General features: G+C 74.7%; 19 protein-coding genes. All 19 read right to left on the bottom strand.

Annotation, left to right across the window (positions count from 1 at the left end; all coding sequences use genetic code 11):
• Positions 1-69: 69 nt before the first annotated feature.
• The 19 genes from IEW90_RS07405 to mltG all read right to left on the bottom strand — a co-directional run bounded on the left by IEW90_RS07405 (position 70) and on the right by mltG (position 17,888).
• Positions 70-285 carry a hypothetical protein gene (locus IEW90_RS07405; RefSeq protein WP_188717526.1) on the bottom strand — a complete coding sequence of 72 codons (216 nt, stop codon included), beginning with the start codon at positions 283-285 and terminating at the stop codon, positions 70-72.
• A gap of 159 nt (positions 286-444) precedes the next feature.
• Positions 445-1,203 (bottom strand): GAF and ANTAR domain-containing protein, encoded by a 759-nt coding sequence (locus tag IEW90_RS07400; protein WP_188717525.1) that lies wholly within the window; start codon positions 1,201-1,203, stop codon positions 445-447.
• A 79-nt stretch (positions 1,204-1,282) separates the two neighbouring features.
• Positions 1,283-2,197 carry a guanylate kinase gene (gene gmk, locus IEW90_RS07395; protein ID WP_188717524.1) on the bottom strand — a complete coding sequence of 305 codons (915 nt, stop codon included), beginning with the start codon at positions 2,195-2,197 and terminating at the stop codon, positions 1,283-1,285.
• Positions 2,194-3,000 carry an orotidine-5'-phosphate decarboxylase gene (gene pyrF, locus IEW90_RS07390; RefSeq protein WP_188717523.1) on the bottom strand — a complete coding sequence of 269 codons (807 nt, stop codon included), beginning with the start codon at positions 2,998-3,000 and terminating at the stop codon, positions 2,194-2,196. The genes gmk and pyrF overlap by 4 nt, the downstream gene beginning before the upstream one ends.
• Positions 2,997-6,269 (bottom strand): carbamoyl-phosphate synthase large subunit, encoded by a 3,273-nt coding sequence (gene carB / locus IEW90_RS07385; protein WP_188717522.1) that lies wholly within the window; start codon positions 6,267-6,269, stop codon positions 2,997-2,999. The genes pyrF and carB overlap by 4 nt, the downstream gene beginning before the upstream one ends.
• Complete coding sequence (gene carA / locus IEW90_RS07380) at positions 6,269-7,489, bottom strand: glutamine-hydrolyzing carbamoyl-phosphate synthase small subunit (protein ID WP_188717521.1); 1,221 nt, start codon at positions 7,487-7,489, stop codon at positions 6,269-6,271. Before carA ends, carB begins: the two co-directional genes overlap by 1 nt.
• Complete coding sequence (locus IEW90_RS07375; protein WP_188717520.1) at positions 7,486-7,977, bottom strand: PH-like domain-containing protein; 492 nt, start codon at positions 7,975-7,977, stop codon at positions 7,486-7,488. The genes carA and IEW90_RS07375 overlap by 4 nt, the downstream gene beginning before the upstream one ends.
• Positions 7,974-9,281, bottom strand: coding sequence for a dihydroorotase (locus IEW90_RS07370; protein WP_188717519.1), 1,308 nt, complete (start codon positions 9,279-9,281; stop codon positions 7,974-7,976). Before IEW90_RS07370 ends, IEW90_RS07375 begins: the two co-directional genes overlap by 4 nt.
• The gene (locus tag IEW90_RS07365) at positions 9,278-10,243 is read right to left on the bottom strand and encodes an aspartate carbamoyltransferase catalytic subunit (RefSeq protein ID WP_188717518.1); all 966 of its coding nucleotides are present in this window, start codon (positions 10,241-10,243) and stop codon (positions 9,278-9,280) included. The genes IEW90_RS07370 and IEW90_RS07365 overlap by 4 nt, the downstream gene beginning before the upstream one ends.
• Positions 10,240-10,812 (bottom strand): bifunctional pyr operon transcriptional regulator/uracil phosphoribosyltransferase PyrR, encoded by a 573-nt coding sequence (gene pyrR, locus IEW90_RS07360; RefSeq protein ID WP_188717517.1) that lies wholly within the window; start codon positions 10,810-10,812, stop codon positions 10,240-10,242. Before pyrR ends, IEW90_RS07365 begins: the two co-directional genes overlap by 4 nt.
• 115 nt (positions 10,813-10,927) lie before the next feature.
• Positions 10,928-11,347 carry a transcription antitermination factor NusB gene (gene nusB / locus IEW90_RS07355; RefSeq protein WP_188717516.1) on the bottom strand — a complete coding sequence of 140 codons (420 nt, stop codon included), beginning with the start codon at positions 11,345-11,347 and terminating at the stop codon, positions 10,928-10,930.
• Positions 11,348-11,349: 2 nt separating this feature from the next.
• Positions 11,350-11,910, bottom strand: a complete 561-nt coding sequence (gene efp, locus IEW90_RS07350; RefSeq protein WP_188717515.1) for an elongation factor P — start codon at positions 11,908-11,910, stop codon at positions 11,350-11,352.
• A 51-nt stretch (positions 11,911-11,961) separates the two neighbouring features.
• On the bottom strand, positions 11,962-12,390 hold the full coding sequence (locus IEW90_RS07345) for a type II 3-dehydroquinate dehydratase (RefSeq protein ID WP_188717514.1): 429 nt from the start codon (positions 12,388-12,390) through the stop codon (positions 11,962-11,964).
• A 46-nt stretch (positions 12,391-12,436) separates the two neighbouring features.
• Positions 12,437-13,498, bottom strand: a complete 1,062-nt coding sequence (aroB, locus tag IEW90_RS07340; protein ID WP_188717513.1) for a 3-dehydroquinate synthase — start codon at positions 13,496-13,498, stop codon at positions 12,437-12,439.
• Between the two features lie 53 nt (positions 13,499-13,551).
• Positions 13,552-14,082 (bottom strand): shikimate kinase, encoded by a 531-nt coding sequence (locus IEW90_RS07335; RefSeq protein WP_229679536.1) that lies wholly within the window; start codon positions 14,080-14,082, stop codon positions 13,552-13,554.
• Positions 14,079-15,263 (bottom strand): chorismate synthase, encoded by a 1,185-nt coding sequence (gene aroC, locus IEW90_RS07330; RefSeq protein WP_188717512.1) that lies wholly within the window; start codon positions 15,261-15,263, stop codon positions 14,079-14,081. Before aroC ends, IEW90_RS07335 begins: the two co-directional genes overlap by 4 nt.
• Before the next feature lie 67 nt (positions 15,264-15,330).
• The gene (locus IEW90_RS07325) at positions 15,331-15,957 is read right to left on the bottom strand and encodes a DUF1684 domain-containing protein (RefSeq protein ID WP_188717511.1); all 627 of its coding nucleotides are present in this window, start codon (positions 15,955-15,957) and stop codon (positions 15,331-15,333) included.
• A gap of 9 nt (positions 15,958-15,966) precedes the next feature.
• Entirely contained in the window at positions 15,967-16,812 is an 846-nt protein-coding gene (locus IEW90_RS07320) for a shikimate dehydrogenase (protein WP_188717510.1), read from the bottom strand.
• The gene (gene mltG, locus IEW90_RS07315; protein ID WP_188717509.1) at positions 16,812-17,888 is read right to left on the bottom strand and encodes an endolytic transglycosylase MltG; all 1,077 of its coding nucleotides are present in this window, start codon (positions 17,886-17,888) and stop codon (positions 16,812-16,814) included. Before mltG ends, IEW90_RS07320 begins: the two co-directional genes overlap by 1 nt.
• Positions 17,889-17,890 lie beyond the last annotated feature (2 nt).

The raw sequence follows: 17,890 nt of genomic DNA, 5'->3' as shown, positions 1-17,890 counted from the left end.
GCTCGTGCGCCGGCACGGCGCAAGGGCCCATGCTACCGGTTGCGGACGCCGCGTGCTGCGCCCGGGGCGTCAGCGGCCGGTCGTCGCGGTCGCGCGGAGCTCCTCGGCGGCCCGCCGCCGCAGGCAGGCGCGGCGCAGGGCCGCCCAGCCGCGCGCCTCGGCGCGGTCGCGGGTCGCGGCGGCCGCGCGGCGGGCCGGCCGGCGCAGGACCCAGACCACGATGGCCGCCACCTGCAGGACCGCGTAGGCGGCGATCGCGATCGCGAGGAGCTCGTGGGCGCCCACGGCTAGCCGGCCCGTCGTCCGTCAGGGCGCGCTCCGCGCCAGGTGCTCGTGTCCATCTCGCCTCGTTCCGCATCGAGCCGACAGGGTGTCGGCGACGCAGGCTCCGAGGTCTGGGGAGCACCGCTCGTCCCTCCACCCTGCGCGGCGGCGCTCCGGATGTCAAACGGCCGTGCGCTCCGAGGTGCCGCCCCGGGCCTCGTCCCGCTCGAGCCGCAGCGTGCGCGACGCCACCTGCCGCGCGACGTCCTGCAGCGTGGCGTTGGTGCTCCGGGCGTGGGACCGGAGGATGCGGAAGGCCTCGTCCATGTCGATGCCGAGCGACTCGGCGACGACGCCCTTCGCCTGCTCGATCGCGACCCGGCTGTCGAGCGCGCGGCGCAGCTGCTCGGACACGACCTCGGACTCCCGCAGCGCGCGCTCCTGGAGGATCGCGATCGACCCGATGTCGGCGAGCGCCCGCGCGACGCGGGCGTCGGCCTCGGACAGCGCGCCCGGAACCGTGCGGAAGAGGCCGAGCGACCCGATGGTCCGCGTGCCGGCCCGGAGCGGCACCGCGTGGACGGACCGGAAGCCCTCGCGCTCCGCCGCGGCGCGGTGCTCGGCCCAGCGGGGGCCCTCCTCGCGCACGTCGGGGACGACGATCGGCTCGCCCGTGCGGAAGGCCTCGATGCAGGGGCCGTCCCCGGCGTCGAGCTGCACGAGCTCGACGAACCCCGCCTGCTGGTTCGAGGACGCGACGAGCTCGAGCTCGCCCCGGGCGTTCTCGAGCACGAGCGCGGCGGCGTCCACCTCGAGCAGCTCGAGCGCCTCCTCCGTGAGGCGGTCGAGCAGGTCGACGACCTCGTACTCCTCGGTGAGGCTGCCGGCCATCGCGACCAGCGCTGCGAGGACGCGGGCCTCGCGGGATGCTTCCGTCATGGCAGCATGATCCTTCGTCCTGGGTGGCCGCAGGGCCGCCGTCCAGGGCCGCGGTCAGGTCGGCGGCCCTGTCCCCACCCTAGCGCCGCGACGGCGCCTCGACGTCCGCGGCCTCGGCCTCGAGGATGCGCTGGACGACCTCGCGGGCCGCCTCGGCGACGTCGGAGTTGACGATCGTCGCGTCGAACTCGTCCTGGCTCGCGAGCTCGACCTCGGCGGTGCGGAGCCGCTTCGCGCGCTCCTCCTCGTCCTCGGTGCCGCGCCCGACGAGGCGCCGGACGAGCTCGTCCCACGACGGCGGGGCGAGGAACAGGAGCACGGCGTCGGGGAACGACTCGCGCACCTGGCGCGCGCCCTGCAGGTCGATCTCGAGGAGCACCGACGAGCCCTCGTCGAGCGCGGCCTGCACGCTCGAGCGCGGCGTGCCGTAGCGCGAGAGGTTGTGCACGGTCGCGTGCTCGAGGAACTCGCCCTCGTCGACCATCCGGTCGAAGTCGGCGTCCGAGACGAACGAGTAGTGCACCCCGTCGATCTCGCCGGGGCGCGACCGCCGCGTCGTGGCGCTCACCGAGTGCCGGATCTGCGGGAAGTGCTCGCGCACGTACTGGGCGACGGTGCCCTTGCCGACGGCGGTCGGGCCGGCGAGGACGATGAGACGGGGGCGACGCGAGGGATCCACGTCGGCAAGCCAACCGCGGACGCGCTCGCGCTGCAAGCCGCCGAGCCCGCCGAGGCGCTTGCCCTGCGCGATGCCGAGCGACGCCATGAGCCGCTCGACGCGTCGCGGGCCGAAGCCGCGCAGGCTCCCGGCATACTCCGCGAAGCGCAGGCGCGCCTCCGGGCTCGTCGGCTCGTGCCACGCGCGCTCGGCGACGTCGCGCGGGCCGCGGGCGCCGGAGCGCAGCGCCTCCTTGACCGCCGCGCGCGCGCGGCGCGCCTCGACCGCGGCGCGCCCGGCGGCCGCGGGGTCGGGCGGGACCGGCGCGTCGCTCATGCGGCGAGCTCCCGCTGCGCGGCGTCGATCGCGCCCGCGACGCCTGCCGCGCCGTGCGCCAGCAGGCTGCGGCTCGCGGAGGCGAGCACGAGGGCCTCGGCGGGGAACAGCGCGCCGAGGTCGGCGAAGCGCGCGCCCTGCGCCCCGAACCCGGGCGCGAGGATGGGCGTGGCCGGGTCGGAAGCGATGCCGAAGGCTGCGCGGTCGATCGTCGCACCGACGACGATGCCGTGGCCCGCACGCGTCTCCGCGTTGCGCGCGGCGACGGCCTCGGCGACGCCCTGCGCGACGGTGCGGCCGTCGGCGTGGCGCGCGAGCTGCAGCGCCGCCGCCTCGGGGTTCGACGTCGCCGCGAGCACGAACGCGCCCTTGCCGGCGCGCTCCGCGGCCTCGAGCAGCCCGTCGAGGGCGCCGACGCCGAGGTACGGGCTCACGGTGAGCGCGTCCGCCTCGAGCGGCGAGCCGGGCGTCAGCCACGCCTCGGCGTAGCCGGCGTTCGTCGAGCCGATGTCGCCGCGCTTCGCGTCGGCGATCACGACGAGGCCCGCGGCCCTCGCGTCCGCGAGCACGCGCTCGAGCGCGCCGAGGCCCGCGGCCCCGAACGCCTCGAACAGCGCCACCTGCGGCTTCACGACGCCGACGCGGCCGGCGGCGGCCTCGACGACCGCTCGGCCGAGCCGCTCGGCGCCGTCCGCGTCGCGCCCGAGGCCCCACGCGTCGAGCAGCGCGGGGTGCGGGTCGATGCCGGCGCACAGCGCGCCGTGCGCCGCGACCGCGCCCCGCAGCCGCTCGAGGAGCGTCATGCGCTCCGCCTCGCGTGGTACTCCTGCAGGCTCGTCACCTCGAAGGCCTCGCGCGCGGCCTCGATGGCCGTCACGGCGGCGCCGAGCTGCGACACCGTCGTGAACAGCGCCTTGTCGGCGGCCACGGCGGAGGCGCGGATCTCGTAGCCGTCGGCGCGCGCGGTGCCACCGGTGGGCGTGTTGATGATGATGTCGATCTCGCCCGCGTCGATGAGGTCCACGATCGAGGGCTCGACGCCCGCATCCGAGTGCTTGCGCACCGTCTCGACCCGGATGCCGTTGCGGGCGAGCACCTCGGCGGTGCCCTCGGTGGCGACGATCCGGAAGCCGAGCTGGTGGAGGCGGTGCACGGGTAGCACGGCCTGGCGCTTGTCACGGTCCGAGAGCGAGACGAAGACCGTGCCGGCGAGCGGCAGGCCACCGTAGGCCGCGGCCTGCGACTTCGCGAACGCCGTCGGGAAGTCGCGGTCGATGCCCATGACCTCGCCGGTCGAGCGCATCTCGGGGCCGAGGAGGCTGTCGACCATCCGGCCGTCCGCGGTGCGGAAGCGGCGGAACGGCAGCACGGCCTCCTTGACCGCGACGGGCGCGTCGAGCGGCAGGATCGTGCCGTCGCGCTCGGGCAGGAGGCCCTCGGCGCGGAGCTCCGCGATGGTCGCGCCGGCGAGCACGCGCGCGTTCGCCTTCGCGATCGGCGTGCCGAGCGCCTTCGCGACGAACGGCACCGTGCGGCTCGCGCGCGGGTTCGCCTCGATGACGTGGAGCACGCCCGCGCCGTACGCGAACTGCACGTTGATCGGGCCGCGCACGTCGAGGCCCTCGGCGATGCGCTGCGTCGCGTCGCGGATCTCGAGCAGCTGCGAGCGGCCGAGGCCCATGGCGGGCAACGAGCACGAGGAGTCGCCCGAGTGGATGCCGGCCTCCTCGATGTGCTCGAGGATGCCGCCCACGAACAGCTCCCGACCGTCGTAGATCGCGTCGACGTCGACCTCCACGGCGTCGTCGAGGAAGTGGTCGACGAGCAGCGGCCGGTCGGCGGCGATGATGCCGTGCGCCGCGATGCGGTCGAAGTAGCCGTGCAGGCTCGGCGTGTCGTAGATGATCTCCATGCCGCGGCCGCCGAGCACGAACGACGGGCGCACGAGCACCGGGTAGCCGATGCGCTCGGCGATCGCGATCGCCTCGTCCTCGCTCGTCGCGGTGCCGTTGCGGGGCGCGACGAGGGCGGCGTCGTCGAGGATGCGCTGGAACAGGCCGCGCTCCTCGGCTGCGTCGATCGCATCGGGGCTCGTGCCGAGGATCGGCACGCCGGCCGCCTCGAGGCCGCGCGCGAGGCCGAGCGGCGTCTGGCCGCCCAGCTGCACGATGACGCCGACGAGCTCGCCCGAGCCCGACTCCGCGTGCACGATCTCGAGCACGTCCTCGAGCGTGAGCGGCTCGAAGTAGAGCCGGTCGCTCGTGTCGTAGTCGGTCGAGACGGTCTCGGGGTTGCAGTTGACCATGATCGTCTCGTAGCCCGCCTCGGCGAGCGCGAAGGACGCGTGCACGCACGAGTAGTCGAACTCGATGCCCTGGCCGATGCGGTTGGGGCCGGAGCCGAGGATGATCACCTTGCGGCGGTCGCTCGGCGTCACCTCCGTCTCGACGTCGTAGCTCGAGTAGTAGTACGGCGTCTCGGCCGGGAACTCGCCCGCGCAGGTGTCGACGGTCTTGTAGACGGGGCGGAGGCCCATCGCCCAGCGCGCCTCGCGCACCGCGGCCTCGTCGACGCCCTGGAGCTGCGCGATCTGCGCGTCCGAGAAGCCGTGCTCCTTCGCGAGGCGCAGCGTCGCCTCGTCGAGGCCGCCCGCGCGGATCTCGGCGGCGACCTCCTCGATGAGCACCATCTGGTCGAGGAACCACGGGTCGATGCCCGTCGCCTCGAAGGCCTGCTCGATCGTCGCGCCGGCGCGGAGCGCCTGCTGCAGCGTCACGATGCGGCCGTCGGTGGGCGTGCGCGCCGCCTCCAGGAGCGCCGCGGCGTCGCCAGGCTCGCCCTCCCAGTGGAACGACGAGCCGCGCCGCTCGAGCGAACGCAGCGCCTTCTGCAGCGCCTGCGCGTACGTGCGCCCCATGGCCATCGCCTCGCCGACCGACTTCATGGTGGTCGTGAGCGTCGCGTCGGCGGCGGGGAACTTCTCGAAGTTGAAGCGCGGCACCTTCACGACGACGTAGTCGAGCGTGGGCTCGAACGAGGCCGGCGTCACCTTCGTGATGTCGTTCGGGATCTCGTCGAGGCGGTAGCCGAGCGCGAGCTTCGCGGCGATCTTCGCGATCGGGAAGCCCGTGGCCTTCGACGCGAGCGCCGAGGAGCGCGAGACGCGCGGGTTCATCTCGATGACGATGATGCGGCCGTCCGCGGGGTCGACGGCGAACTGGATGTTGCAGCCGCCGGTGTCGACGCCGACGCGGCGGATGATGTCGATGCCGATGTCGCGCAGGCGCTGGTACTCGCGGTCCGTGAGCGTGAGCGCGGGCGCGACGGTGATCGAGTCGCCCGTGTGGACGCCGACGGGGTCGACGTTCTCGATCGAGCAGACCACGACCGTGTTGTCGGCCGTGTCGCGCATGAGCTCGAGCTCGTACTCCTTCCAGCCGAGGATCGACTCCTCGAGGAGCACCTCGCCGATGGTCGAGGAGTGCAGGCCGTCGCTCACGAAGCGGCGGAGCTCCGCCTCGTCGTGCGCGAAGCCGGAGCCGAGGCCGCCCATCGTGAACGAGGGGCGGACGACGACCGGGTAGCCGTACTCCCCCGCGAACGCGAGCGCGTCGTCGACCGTCCTCGCGATCACCGAGGAGGCGACGTCGGCGCCGGCGTCGAGCACGAGCTGCTTGAACAGCTGGCGGTCCTCGCCGCGCTGGATCGCGTCGACCTTCGCGCCGATGAGCTCGACGCCGTGGCGATCGAGGATGCCCTGCTCGTGGAGCTGGATGGCCGCGTTGAGGGCGGTCTGGCCGCCGAGCGTCGGCAGGATCGCGTCGGGGCGCTCCTTGACGATGATCGACTCGATGACCTCGGGCGTGATCGGCTCGATGTACGTCGCGTCGGCGAAGTCGGGGTCGGTCATGATCGTCGCCGGGTTCGAGTTGACGAGGATGACGCGGACGCCCTCCTCGCGCAGCACGCGGCAGGCTTGCGTGCCGGAGTAGTCGAACTCGGCGGCCTGGCCGATGACGATCGGGCCGGAGCCGATGACGAGGACGGAGCGGATGTCGTCGCGCTTGGGCATCAGGCGTCCTTCTGCGGGTCGGTGGTGTGGTGGGCGGCCGCGGCGCGCACGTCGTCGGTCGCGGTGTCCGCGCCCGTCGGGGCTGCGCCCTCGCGCTGCGCGAGCACGAGCTCGCGGAAGCGCGAGAACAGGTGGCGGGCGTCGTTCGGGCCCGCCGCGGACTCGGGGTGGTACTGCACGCTGAACGCCGGCACGTCGAGCGCGCGGAGGCCCTCGACGACGTGGTCGTTGAGCGAGTAATGGCTGACCTCGACGCGGCCGAGGCCCGCGGGGCTGTCGATCGTCTCGCCGATGGGGGCCTCGACCGCGAAGCCGTGGTTCTGGCTCGTGATCTCGACGCGGCCCGTGGCGACGTCGAGCACCGGCTGGTTGATGCCGCGGTGGCCGAACGGCAGCTTGTACGTGCCGAGGCCGAGGGCCCGGCCGAGCAGCTGGTTGCCGAAGCAGATGCCGAAGAACGGGAGGCCCGCGCGCAGGATGCCCTGCAGCAGCGCGACCTGCGCGTCGGAGGCGGCGGGGTCGCCGGGGCCGTTCGAGTAGAAGGCGGCGACGGGCTCGTGTGCGAGCACCTCCTCGAGGGTCGAGCCCTGCGGCAGGACCACGAGGTCGAAGCCCTGCTCGGCGAGGTAGCGCAGCGTCGACGCCTTGACGCCGAGGTCGAGGACCGCGAGCGTGCCGAGGCTGTCGCCGACGGCGGGCATCCGGTACGGCTCCTGCGTCGAGACGACCTCCGAGAGGCTCCGGCCCGCCATCGGGAGGCTGTCGCGCACGGCCGCGAGCATCTGCTCGTCGGTCGTGAGCGCCTCGCCCGAGAACACGCCCGCACGCATCGAGCCCGCGTCGCGGAGGCGGCGGGTGACGGCGCGCGTGTCGATGCCGGCGATGCCGACGATGCCGTCGCGCTCGAGCTGCGCGTCGAGGGTCTCCTCGGAGCGCCAGTTGGAGGGGCGCCGGCTCGCGGCGCGCACGGCGTAGCCGGCGGGCCAGATGCGGCGCGACTCGGCGTCGTCGGCGTTGACCCCGGTGTTGCCAATGTGCGGGGCGGTCTGCACGACGATCTGCCCGGCGTAGGAGGGATCGGTGAGCGTCTCCTGGTAGCCGGTCATGCCGGTCGCGAAGACGGCCTCGCCGAGGGCTGCGCCTCGGGCGCCGTAGGCGGTGCCTCGATGGATCGAGCCGTCCTCGAGCACGAGCGCCGCGGGCTCTGTGGTCACGGTCATGGGGTGGCTCCTTCCTGGGGTGCGGGCGCGAGCGCCCGGAGCGCTGCGAGCGCCTCGGTGTCGTCGCCGATGATGCGGAGGTAGGTGTCGACGGGGGCGTCGAGGTCGTGGGCGATGACGAGCATCCCGCCGGGCTCCACGACGCGGTCGATGGTCCAGGTGGCGCGCTCGACCGAGCGGATGCGGTCGGCGGGGATGCGCACCTGGCGGCGGTCGGCGAGGAGCTGCGCGCCCTCGGCGTCGATCGCGAGCTCGGTGCGGCCTCGGAAGCCGAGGCCGTGCGCGAAGACGCGCTCGTAGGGCTGGCCGGCGCGGGTGGTCGCGACGTAGAGCGCGGGGACGACGAGGGTCGGCGCGACGTCGGCCCAGCCGAGCGGCGCGGCGATGTCGCGCTGGCGCCGGCGGCGCAGCCAGATGCCGAGCGCCGCGAGCAGCGCGAGGAGCGCGACGAACCCTGCGCAGAGCAGCGCGAACGCCTCCTTGCTCATGCGGCCTCCCCCGCGTCGGGCGCGGCGAGCACGGCGCCGTCGCGCACGGTGCGGCGGCCGGCGTGCCAGACGTGGCGCACCTCGCCGGGCAGCTCGACGCCGAGGAACGGCGAGTTCGCCGAGCGGCCGCGCAGGTGGCCGACCTCGATCGTGCGGCGCGCGGCGGGGTCGACGAGCACGACGTGGGCGGGGCTGCCGACCTCGAGCGGGGCGTCGTAGCCGGGCTCGCGGCCGATCGCGGCGGGCGCCGTCGAGAGCACCCGCGCGATCCCGGCCCAGTCGAGCAGCCCCGTCTCCACCATCGACTGCTGCACGACGCCGAGCGCCGTCTCGAGCCCGACCATGCCGAAGGCGGCCTCGGCGAACGCGGCCTGCTTCGCCTCCGGGGCGTGCGGCGCGTGGTCGGTCGCGACGATGTCGATCGTGCCGTCGGCGAGCGCCTCGCGGAGCGCGAGCACGTCGGCCTCGGGGCGCAGCGGCGGGTTGACCTTGTAGCGGCCGTCGTAGCCGCGCACGAGCTCCTCGGTGAGCAGCAGGTGATGGGGCGTCACCTCGGCGGTGATGCGGACGCCGCGGGCCTTGGCGGCGCGCACGACCTCGACGGTCTGGGCGGTCGAGACGTGGCACACGTGGAGGCGCGCGCCGGCGAGCTCGGCGAGCAGCGCGTCGCGGGCGACGACCGCCGCCTCGGCGACGGCCGGCCAGCCGGCGAGGCCGAGCTCGGCCGAGAGCGCGCCCTCGTGCATCTGCGCGCCGCGCGTGAGGCTCGGCTCCTGCGCGTGCTGCGCGACGACGGCGTCCATCGACGCGGCGTGCTCGAGCGCGCGGCGCATGAGCTCGGCGTCCGCGACGCAGTGGCCGTCGTCCGAGAACACCGTGACGCCCGCGGCGCTGCGGTGGAGCATGAGCATGTCGGCGAGGCGCTCGCCGCGGAGGCCGACGGTGACGGCGCCGATGGGGCGCACGGTCGCGAGGCCCGACTCGAGCCCGAGGCGGTGCACCTGCTCGACGACGGCGGGCGTGTCGGCCACCGGCGTCGTGTTCGCCATCGCGAACACGCAGGTGAAGCCGCCCGCGGCCGCGGCGCGCAGGCCGCTCGCGACCGTCTCGGCCTGCTCGCCGCCGGGCTGGCGGAGGTGCGTGTGGAGGTCGACGAGGCCGGGCAGCGCGACGAGGCCCGCCGCGTCGACGACCTCGGCCGCGTCGCGGTCGATCGAGGCGGGGTCGACGAGCGCGCCGTCGTGGATGGCGAGGTCGCGGACCTCGCCGCCGAGCACGCGGGCGCCGGTGAGCAGCGTCGTCATCGGGAGCCTCCGTCTGCTGAGGATGGGTGGTCGGATGCGAGGAGCGAGTAGAGCACGGCCATGCGCACCGAGACGCCTGCCGTGACCTGCTCGAGGATCGTCGACGCGTCGGCGTCGGCGGCGCGGCTCGAGATCTCGAGGCCGCGGTTCATGGGGCCCGGGTGCATGATCCGGGCCTCGTCACCGAGCCGTGCGAGCCGCTCGTCGGTGAGCGACCAGCCGGTGATGTACTCGGCGGCGCTCGGCACGACCGCGCCGGTCTGCCGCTCGAGCTGCACGCGCAGCAGCATGAGCGCGTCGGGGCGCTCGGCGATGACCGCGTCGAGGTCGGTGGTCGCGCGCACGCCGAGGCGCGTCGGGCCGGCGCCCGGGGGCAGGAACGCGGGCGGGCCGACGAGCGTCACCTCGGCGCCGAGCGCGGGCAGCAGCAGCGCGTTCGAGCGGGCGACGCGCGAGTGCGCGATGTCGCCGACGATCGCGACGCGCACGCCGTCGAGGCCCTTGCCGCGGGCGGCGTCGCCATGGATGCGCCGGCGCAGCGCGAACGCGTCGAGCAGCGCCTGCGTGGGGTGCTCGTGGGTGCCGTCGCCGGCGTTCACGACCGGGCGTCCGATCCAGTCGGCGAGCAGCGCGGGCGCGCCGGACGAGCCCGAGCGCACGACGACCCCGTCGACGCCCATCGCGGCGATCGTGAGGCCCGTGTCGCGCAGCGACTCGCCCTTCGAGGCGCTCGAGCCCTTGCCGGAGACGTTGATGACGTCGGCCGAGAGCCACTTGCCGGCGATCTCGAACGAGGAGCGGGTGCGCGTGGAGTCCTCGAAGAAGAGGTTCACGACGGTGCGGCCGCGCAGCGCCGGCAGCTTCTTCACCTGCCGGTCCTGGATCTGGTGCATGTCCTCGGCGAGGTCGAGGAGCGCGATCGCGGCGTCGCGCGGCATCGCGGCGGTGAGCAGGTGCGTCATGCCCGGTCCTCCTGCGTCGCCTCGGGGGCGGCGTCCTCGATCGTGACGGCGTCCTGGCCGTCGGCCTCGGCGAGCAGCACGCTCACGTGCTCGCTGCGGGCGCTCGGCAGGTTCTTGCCGACGAAGTCGGCGCGGATGGGCAGCTCGCGGTGGCCGCGGTCGACGAGCACGGCGAGGCGCACGATGCGGGCGCGGCCGAGGTCGGCGAGCGCGTCGAAGGCGGCGCGGATGGTGCGCCCGGAGTAGAGCACGTCGTCGACGAGCACGACGACGCGGTCGTCGACGCCGCCGGCGGGGATGCGCGTGGGGGCGGAGGCCCGCGTGGGGCGGCCCCGCAGGTCGTCGCGGTGCATCGTCACGTCGAGCGTGCCGACGCGGGCGCCGAAGTCGTCGCCGGTGATGGCGGCGAGGCGGTCGGCGAGCCGCTGCGCGAGGTGGGCCCCGCGGGTGGGGATGCCCAGGAGGACGAGGTCGTCCGGGCCGTGGTTCGCCTCGAGGATCTCGTGGGCGATGCGCGTCAGGGACCTGCCGATCTCGTCGGGTCCGAGCACGGTGCGCGCCGAAGTCATGCTGACTCCCTTCTCCGCCTCACGGGACGGGCTTCAAGGTTGTCTGATCGGCTCCCATCGTAGCGCGTCGCGTGCCCCGGAGGGGGCACGCGACGCGCTGCGGGGTGGCCGTCGGTCAGCCGCGCTGGGCGGCGATCTTCGCGAGGACGCCGTGGATGAAGGCGCCCGAGCGGTCGGTCGAGAGCTCGTTCGCGAGGTGCACGGCCTCCGAGATGACGACGCCCGAGGGGGCGGTGCCGTGCTCGAGCTCCCACGCGCCGACGCGCAGGATCGCGAGGTCGGTGCGCGGCATCCGGTCGAGGCTCCAGTGCTCGCTCGACGAGGCGATGAGCTCGTCGACCTCGGCCTTGGCGTCGGCGACGCCCGTCACGAGCTCGTGCGCGAACGCGAACCACGGGTGGCGCCGCCACTCGAGCCGGTCGGCGGTCTCGCGCAGGATGTCCTCGGGCGCGTCGCCGCGCGCCTCCGCCGAGTACAGGACCTCGACGGCGTGCTTGCGCGCCTTGCGGCGTGAGGGGTAGGTCTCCTCTGCCACGGTCAGGAGATGCGACCGAGGTAGCTGCCGTCGCGGGTGTCGACCTTGACCTTCGTGCCCTGCTCGACGAAGAGCGGCACCTGGATCTCGGCGCCCGTCTCGACGGTCGCGGGCTTCGTGCCGGCGCTCGAGCGGTCGCCCTGCAGGCCCGGCTCGGTGTACGTGATCTCGAGCACGACCGATGCGGGCAGCTCGACCTGGAGGGCCTCGCCCTCGTGCATCGAGATGGTGGCCGTGCCGTTCTCGAGCAGGTACTTGGCGCCGTCGCCGACGACCTCGGCGGGGATCGGCAGCTGCTCGTACGTGTCGTTGTCCATGAACACGAAGTCGGTGCCGTCGTTGTACAGGAACTGGTAGTCGCGGCGGTCGACCGTGGCGAAGTCGATCTTCGTGCCGGCGTTGAAGGTCTTGTCGACGACCTTGAGGCTGCGGACGTTGCGCAGCTTCGTGCGGACGAAGGCGCCGCCCTTGCCGGGCTTGACGTGCTGGAACTCGATGACGCTCCAGAGCTGGCCGTCGAGGTTGAGCACCGCGCCGTTCTTGATGTCGTTCGTGGTCGCCATGGGGATTCCGTTCCGTGGGGGTCAGCGGGCCTCGCGGGCCGACAGATGAGTCTAGCGGGAGGCCCGCAGGAGGGCCTCGGCCGCGAGCCGGTAGCCGTCGATGCCGAATCCGGCGATCACGCCCGTCGCGACGCCCGACACGACCGACGTGTGCCGGAACGCCTCCCGGGCGTGCGGGTTCGTGATGTGCACCTCGACGAGCGGCGCCACGCCCTGCAGCAGCGCGCACGCGTCCCGCAGCGCGTACGAGTAGTGCGTGAACGCCGCGGGGTTCAGCACGACCGGGCTGCGCGCGTCGACCGCGCCGTGGATCCAGCGCACGAGCTCGGCTTCGTCGTCGGTCTGCCGCACCTCCGCCTCGACACCGTCGAGGCCGTCGAGCAGCGCCTGCACGTCGGCGAGCGTCGCCGAGCCGTACACCTCGGGCTCGCGGGTGCCGAGCCTGCCGAGGTTGGGGCCGTTCAGGACGAGGATGCGCATGCTGCGAGCCTAGGGCGACGCGGGCCGGGGACGGTGCGGGCCGCGCTCAGTCGGCGAGCGACTGGTAGGCCATGAACAGCATCGACTCGTCGGGGCCCTCGAGCACGCGCGGCTTCGCGACGTCGTCGAGCACGATGAAGCGCAGCATGGCGCCGCGCGCCTTCTTGTCCCGGCGCATCGACGCGAGGAGCGACTGCCAGCGGCCGACCGGGTACGTCATCGGCAGCTCGAGCGAGCCGAGGATCGCGCGGTGGCGGTCGACGGCGGCCTCCGGCAGGCGGCCCGCGAGGCGCGAGAGCTCGGCGGCGAAGACCATGCCGATCGAGACGGCCGCGCCGTGGCGCCAGCGGTAGCGCTCGTGCAGCTCGATGGCGTGGCCGAGCGTGTGGCCGTAGTTGAGGAACTCGCGCTCGCCGTGCTCGCGGAAGTCGTTCGCGACGACCTTCGCCTTCACGTCGATCGCGCGCGCGATCGCCTCGGCGAACTCCGGCGTCGTCGGGTCGGTCGTCGCGTCCAGGCGCGTCTCGAGCAGCTCGAGGATGCGCGGGTCGGCGATGAAGCCGGCCTTGACGACCTCGGCGAAGCCCGTGAGGAGCTCGTTGCGCGGCAGCGAGTCGACGAGCTCGAGGTCGGCGATGACCGTCGAGGGGTGGTGGAAGGCGCCGACCAGGTTCTTGCCCTGCTCGGTGTTGATGCCGGTCTTGCCGCCGACGGCAGCGTCGACGATGCCGAGCACCGAGGTGGGCGCCTGGAGCACGCGCACCCCGCGCAGCCACGTCGCGGCCACGAAGCCCGCGAGGTCGGTGACGGCGCCGCCGCCGAGGCCGACGACCGCGTCGGAGCGGGTGAAGTCGGCCTGGCCCATGATCTGCCACAGGAACTGCGCGACCTCGATGCGCTTCGCGGCCTCCGCGTCCGGCACCTCGGCGAGCAGCACCTCGATGCCGAGCTCCTCCTTGAGGTGGTCGGCGATCCGGCTCATCGCCGGCTGGTGCACGACGAGCAGCTTGCGCGCGCCGCCGAGGGAGGCGCGCAGCCGCTCGACGAGGATGCCGCGGCCGACGTGCACGTCGTACGGGCTGTCGGTCGCCACGTGGATGGTGGTCATGCTCGCTCCTTCGTCGCTGCTGCTCGTCGCCCTGCGGGGGGCGGGGCGGACGGTCACAGGGACCGCTCCCCCAGCCACCGCTCCAGCCGGTCGACGAGCTGGGTCATGGGGGTGCGCGAGCTGTCGACGGTCACGTCGGCCAGCTCGCGGTAGATCGGGTCGCGCTCGGCGGCGATGCGGCGCCAGGCGGCGATGCCGTCGGCGAGCAGCGGTCGGCCGCCGCCGCCGATGCGGCGCTCGGCGGCGCGCTCGTCGACGGTGACGAGCACGACGGTGGCGTGGGAGAGCAGACCGCGCGTGCCGGCGTCGAGCACCGCGCCGCCGCCGAGCGCGACGACCGCGCCCGGCACGAGCGCCCGCTGCACCGCGGCGGCCTCGTGGCGCCGGAACGCGGGCTCGCCCTCCCGCTCGAAGAGCTCCGGGATGGGCCCATGCGCGAGCACGACGAGCCGGTCGGTGTCGGCGAAGGTGCGGCCGAGCCGCGACGCGAGCTTGCGCCCGAGCGACGACTTGCCGGCCGCCATGGGGCCGATGAGGGCGATGGGCGGCACGGTGCTCGCCTCGTCGCCCGGCAGCGCGCTCACGTCGTGCGGAGCCGCTCGGGGATGGCCGCGAGGTAGCCCTCGAGGTTGCGGCGGGTCTCGGCGACCGAGTCGCCGCCGAACTTCTCGACGACGGCGTCGGCGAGCACGAGCGCGACCATGGCCTCCGCGACGACGCCCGCGGCGGGCACGGCGCACACGTCGCTGCGCTGGTGGTGGGCCTGCGCGGCTTCGCCCGTCGCCACGTCGATGGTGCGCAGCGCGCGCGGCACCGTCGCGATGGGCTTCATGCCGGCGCGCACGCGGAGCACGTCGCCCGTGGTCATGCCGCCCTCGATGCCGCCGGCGCGGCCCGTCTCGCGGTGCACGCCGTCGTCGCCGACGAGCAGCTCGTCGTGCGCGACGGAGCCGCGGCGGCGGGTGGTCTCGAAGCCGTCGCCGACCTCGACGCCCTTGATGGCCTGGATGCCCATGAGGGCCTGCGCGAGGCGGCCGTCGAGGCGGCGGTCCCAGTGCACGTAGGAGCCGAGGCCCGGCGGGAGGCCGTACGCGAGCACCTCGACGATGCCGCCGAGCGTGTCGCCGGAGCGCTTGGCGTCCTCGACCTCGGCGAGCATCGCCGCGCTCGTCTCGGGGTCGGCGCAGCGCAGCTCGTCGGCGTCGAGCCGGTCGACCTCGTCGGGCGTCGGCAGCGCGGCGCCCTCGGGCACGCGCACGGGACCGATCGAGAGCGTGTGGGCGACGAGCCGGATGCCGAGCTCGCCGAGGAAGGCGCGGGCGACGGCGCCGAGGGCGACGCGGGCGGCGGTCTCGCGGGCGCTCGCGCGCTCGAGCACGGGGCGCGCCTCGTCGAAGCCGTGCTTCTGCATGCCGACGAGGTCGGCGTGGCCGGGGCGGGGGCGGGTGAGCTTCGCGGCGCGGGCGCCGGTGGGCTCGGCCTCGAGCGGCGCGGCGCTCATGACCTCCATCCACTTCGGCCACTCGGTGTTGCCGACGCGGATGGCGATGGGGCCGCCCTGGGTGAGGCCGTGGCGGATGCCGCCGGAGAGGCTCAGGGCGTCCTGCTCGAACTTCATGCGCGCGCCGCGGCCGGCGCCGAGCTTGCGGCGCTGCAGGTCGGCCTGGATGTCCTCCGCCGTGATGGGCACGCCCGCGGGCAGCCCCTCGAGGACGGCGATGAGTTCGGGGCCGTGGGATTCCCCGGCGGTGAGCCAGCGCAGCATGGTCTCCATCCTGCCAGGCCCGGCGATCCCGACCGTGCGCGGCGGGCCCCGCCGCGGCCGCTCGCGGTCACGCCGCCGGGTGCAGCTCCCCCACCGGCACCTCGGCGGCGAGCACGTTGCCGGTCGGCGCGAGCGGGCAGGCCCATGCCGGGTCGTACGCGCAGGACGGGTTGTACGCGAAGTTGAGGTCGACGACGAGCGTGCCGCCGGCCGGATCGCCGCCGAGGTCCGCGCCCTTGGCCGTGTCGAGCAGGTAGCGGCCGCCGCCGTACGAGCCGCCCGGGGCGCCCGCGAGCCCGTCGCGCAGCGGCACGAAGATGCCGCCGCCGTACGAGGCGAGGCGCCACACGTCGAGCGACCCGACGCCCGGGAGCTCCAGCACGCCGATGCGCTCGAACGGCACGGTGCCGTCGGTCCCGGTCGCGGCCTCGAAGCGTGCGGGCTCGGCCGGCAGGAGGGGCAGCTCGAACCGCCACCGCGGGTCGTACGCGGCCACCGGGAGTCCCTCGAACGCCGCGCGGTCGCGCTCGAGGAGCGGCGACGCCGGGTGCGCCGCCATGAGGGCGTCGCGGCCGGTTCGCCACAGCTCGTGCGCGGCACGCGTGTCGTCGCTCGCACGGACCGCGTCGTAGAGGCCGAACGTGCGACGGCGCCAGTCGGCGGTCGCGAGCGCGGTGCGGGGGGCGTCGGTCATGCGGCCAGGCTAGGCCTCGCCCTCGCCCTCGCCCGCCGGCCGGGAGACCGCTGCGCGCATCGCGGCGAGCACGCCCGCCTCGTCGGGCAGCGGCTCCTCGACCGCGCCGGTCGCGAAGACTCGCGCCTGGAGCACCGCCTGACCGAGCAGCATCGCGAGGCCCTCGACGAGCGCGCCGTCCGGCAGCGAGTCCGCGAAGCGCGAGCCGTCGGCGCGGGCGTAGTCGGCGTCGAGCAGGCGCGCGGGCGGCGCGGCGAACGCCGGCACGGCGGGCGCCGCCGCGGGCAGCGTCGAGACGGCCGCGTCGACCGCCGGCAGCGGCGCGTCGAGCGACTGGAGCGCCACCGCGACGCCCAGCTCGGCGCCGAGCGCGACGAGCCGCTCCCCCTTCGCGGGCGTGCGGAGCGCGACCGCGACCTCGCGCACCCCGAGCTCGGCGAGCGCGACGAGCGCCGAGAGCGCCGTGGCGCCGGCGCCGACGATCGCGGCCGTCCCCGCGCCCTCGAGGCCGCTCTCGCGGAACGCGTGCACGATGCCGCCCACGTCGGTGTTCCAGCCGCGGATGCGCGGGCCGAGCAGGAGCGTGTTCGCTCCCCCGGTCGCGCGGGCGCGCTCGTCGAGCGTCGCCGCGAGGGCGGCGGCCTCCTCCTTCAGCGGCGCCGTGACCGACAGGCCGCGCCAGTCGGCGCCGAGGCCCGCGACGAACGCGGCGAGGCCTCCGGCCCGCACCTCCGCCCGGCCGTACTCCCAGTCGAGCCCGAGCGCCGCTGCGGCGGCCGCCTGGATCGCGGGCGACTTCGAGTGCGCGATCGGCGAGCCGACGACGGCGAGCCGCGCGGGGCCCGCCGCCGGCATCAGCCGCCCCAGCCCGGGTTGTCGCGCAGCCACTGCTGGAAGCGCGCGACGCCCTGGTCGTGCTCGGCGAGCGTGTTCGAGAACACCGTCTCGCCGGTCTCGGGGTTCACCGTCACGAAGTACAGCCACTCGCCCGGCGTCGGGTTCAGCGCCGCCTGGATGGCGGCATCGCCCGGGGCGCCGATGGGACCGACCGGCAGCCCGGGGTTCGCGTAGGTGTTGTACGGGTTCGACGCGTCCGCGCGCTCCTCGGCGGTCGTCGTGACGACGTGCAGGTTGCCGGTCCCGTATGCGACGGTCGCGTCGGACTGCAGCGGCATCCCGATGTCGAGCCGGTTCTGGAACACCCGCGCGACGCGCCCGAAGTCGTCGGGCAGCCGCGCCTCGCGCTGCACCATCGACGCCTCCACCAGGACCCGCTGGCGATCCTCCTCGGGCACGCCCGCGGCGTCGAGCGCCTGGCGCTGCCGGTCGATCATCGTCTCGAGCACCTGCGCGGCGGTCACGCCCTCGTCGAACGTATAGGTCGCCGGGAACAGCCAGCCGTCCAGGTTGGGCGCCCCGGCCGGGAGCCCGAAGTCCGCGGGCGCGCCGTCGAGCGCGATGAGCTCCGAGAAGGGGATGCCGAGGTCGCGCTCGATCCGCTCGTAGGCCTGCACCCGCGTGAACCCCTCGGGCACCGTCACGCGCAGCTCGACGCGGTTCGCCGGGTCGAGGATCGCGTCGAGCGCGCCCTGCGCCGACATCTGCTGCGCGACGCGGTACGCGCCCGGGTGCAGCTGGATCGACGGGTCGGCGACGAGGATCTCGGTGAACGCCTCGGCGCTCGCGATGACGTCCTGCTCGACGAGCGTCCCGGCGACGTCGTAGCCGTTCTGGCCCGACTGCACCTGCACGATCACCTCACCGGTGCCCGGTCCCGCATAGTCCTCGGGCCCGCTGAAGCGGTCGAGCACGCGCGGCAGCGCCCACGTCGCCGCGATCGCGACGGCAACCACGACGGCGAGCGCGATGCTCCAGCCGATGATCCTGCGGCGAGCCCGCTGCTTGCGCTCGCGCGCGCGTCGTCCGGCCATGG

Origin of the sequence: Agrococcus terreus, from assembly GCF_014645235.1 — a bacterium.
GTDB lineage: Bacteria > Actinomycetota > Actinomycetes > Actinomycetales > Microbacteriaceae > Agrococcus > Agrococcus terreus.
Note: the sequence above shows the minus strand (reverse complement) of the source record. Positions and strands in the feature narration are given on the sequence as shown.

Coding starts and splice junctions, on each gene's coding strand:
- IEW90_RS07400 (WP_188717525.1), bottom strand. CDS start 1,203: ATGACGGAAGCATCCCGCGAGGCCCGCGTCCTCGCAGCGCTGGTCGCG.
- gmk (WP_188717524.1), bottom strand. CDS start 2,197: ATGAGCGACGCGCCGGTCCCGCCCGACCCCGCGGCCGCCGGGCGCGCC.
- pyrF (WP_188717523.1), bottom strand. CDS start 3,000: ATGACGCTCCTCGAGCGGCTGCGGGGCGCGGTCGCGGCGCACGGCGCG.
- carB (WP_188717522.1), bottom strand. CDS start 6,269: ATGCCCAAGCGCGACGACATCCGCTCCGTCCTCGTCATCGGCTCCGGC.
- carA (WP_188717521.1), bottom strand. CDS start 7,489: ATGACCGTGACCACAGAGCCCGCGGCGCTCGTGCTCGAGGACGGCTCG.
- IEW90_RS07375 (WP_188717520.1), bottom strand. CDS start 7,977: ATGAGCAAGGAGGCGTTCGCGCTGCTCTGCGCAGGGTTCGTCGCGCTC.
- IEW90_RS07370 (WP_188717519.1), bottom strand. CDS start 9,281: ATGACGACGCTGCTCACCGGCGCCCGCGTGCTCGGCGGCGAGGTCCGC.
- IEW90_RS07365 (WP_188717518.1), bottom strand. CDS start 10,243: ATGACGCACCTGCTCACCGCCGCGATGCCGCGCGACGCCGCGATCGCG.
- pyrR (WP_188717517.1), bottom strand. CDS start 10,812: ATGACTTCGGCGCGCACCGTGCTCGGACCCGACGAGATCGGCAGGTCC.
- efp (WP_188717515.1), bottom strand. CDS start 11,910: ATGGCGACCACGAACGACATCAAGAACGGCGCGGTGCTCAACCTCGAC.
- IEW90_RS07345 (WP_188717514.1), bottom strand. CDS start 12,390: ATGCGCATCCTCGTCCTGAACGGCCCCAACCTCGGCAGGCTCGGCACC.
- aroB (WP_188717513.1), bottom strand. CDS start 13,498: ATGACCACCATCCACGTGGCGACCGACAGCCCGTACGACGTGCACGTC.
- aroC (WP_188717512.1), bottom strand. CDS start 15,263: ATGCTGCGCTGGCTCACCGCCGGGGAATCCCACGGCCCCGAACTCATC.
- IEW90_RS07325 (WP_188717511.1), bottom strand. CDS start 15,957: ATGACCGACGCCCCCCGCACCGCGCTCGCGACCGCCGACTGGCGCCGT.
- IEW90_RS07320 (WP_188717510.1), bottom strand. CDS start 16,812: ATGCCGGCGGCGGGCCCCGCGCGGCTCGCCGTCGTCGGCTCGCCGATC.
- mltG (WP_188717509.1), bottom strand. CDS start 17,888: ATGGCCGGACGACGCGCGCGCGAGCGCAAGCAGCGGGCTCGCCGCAGG.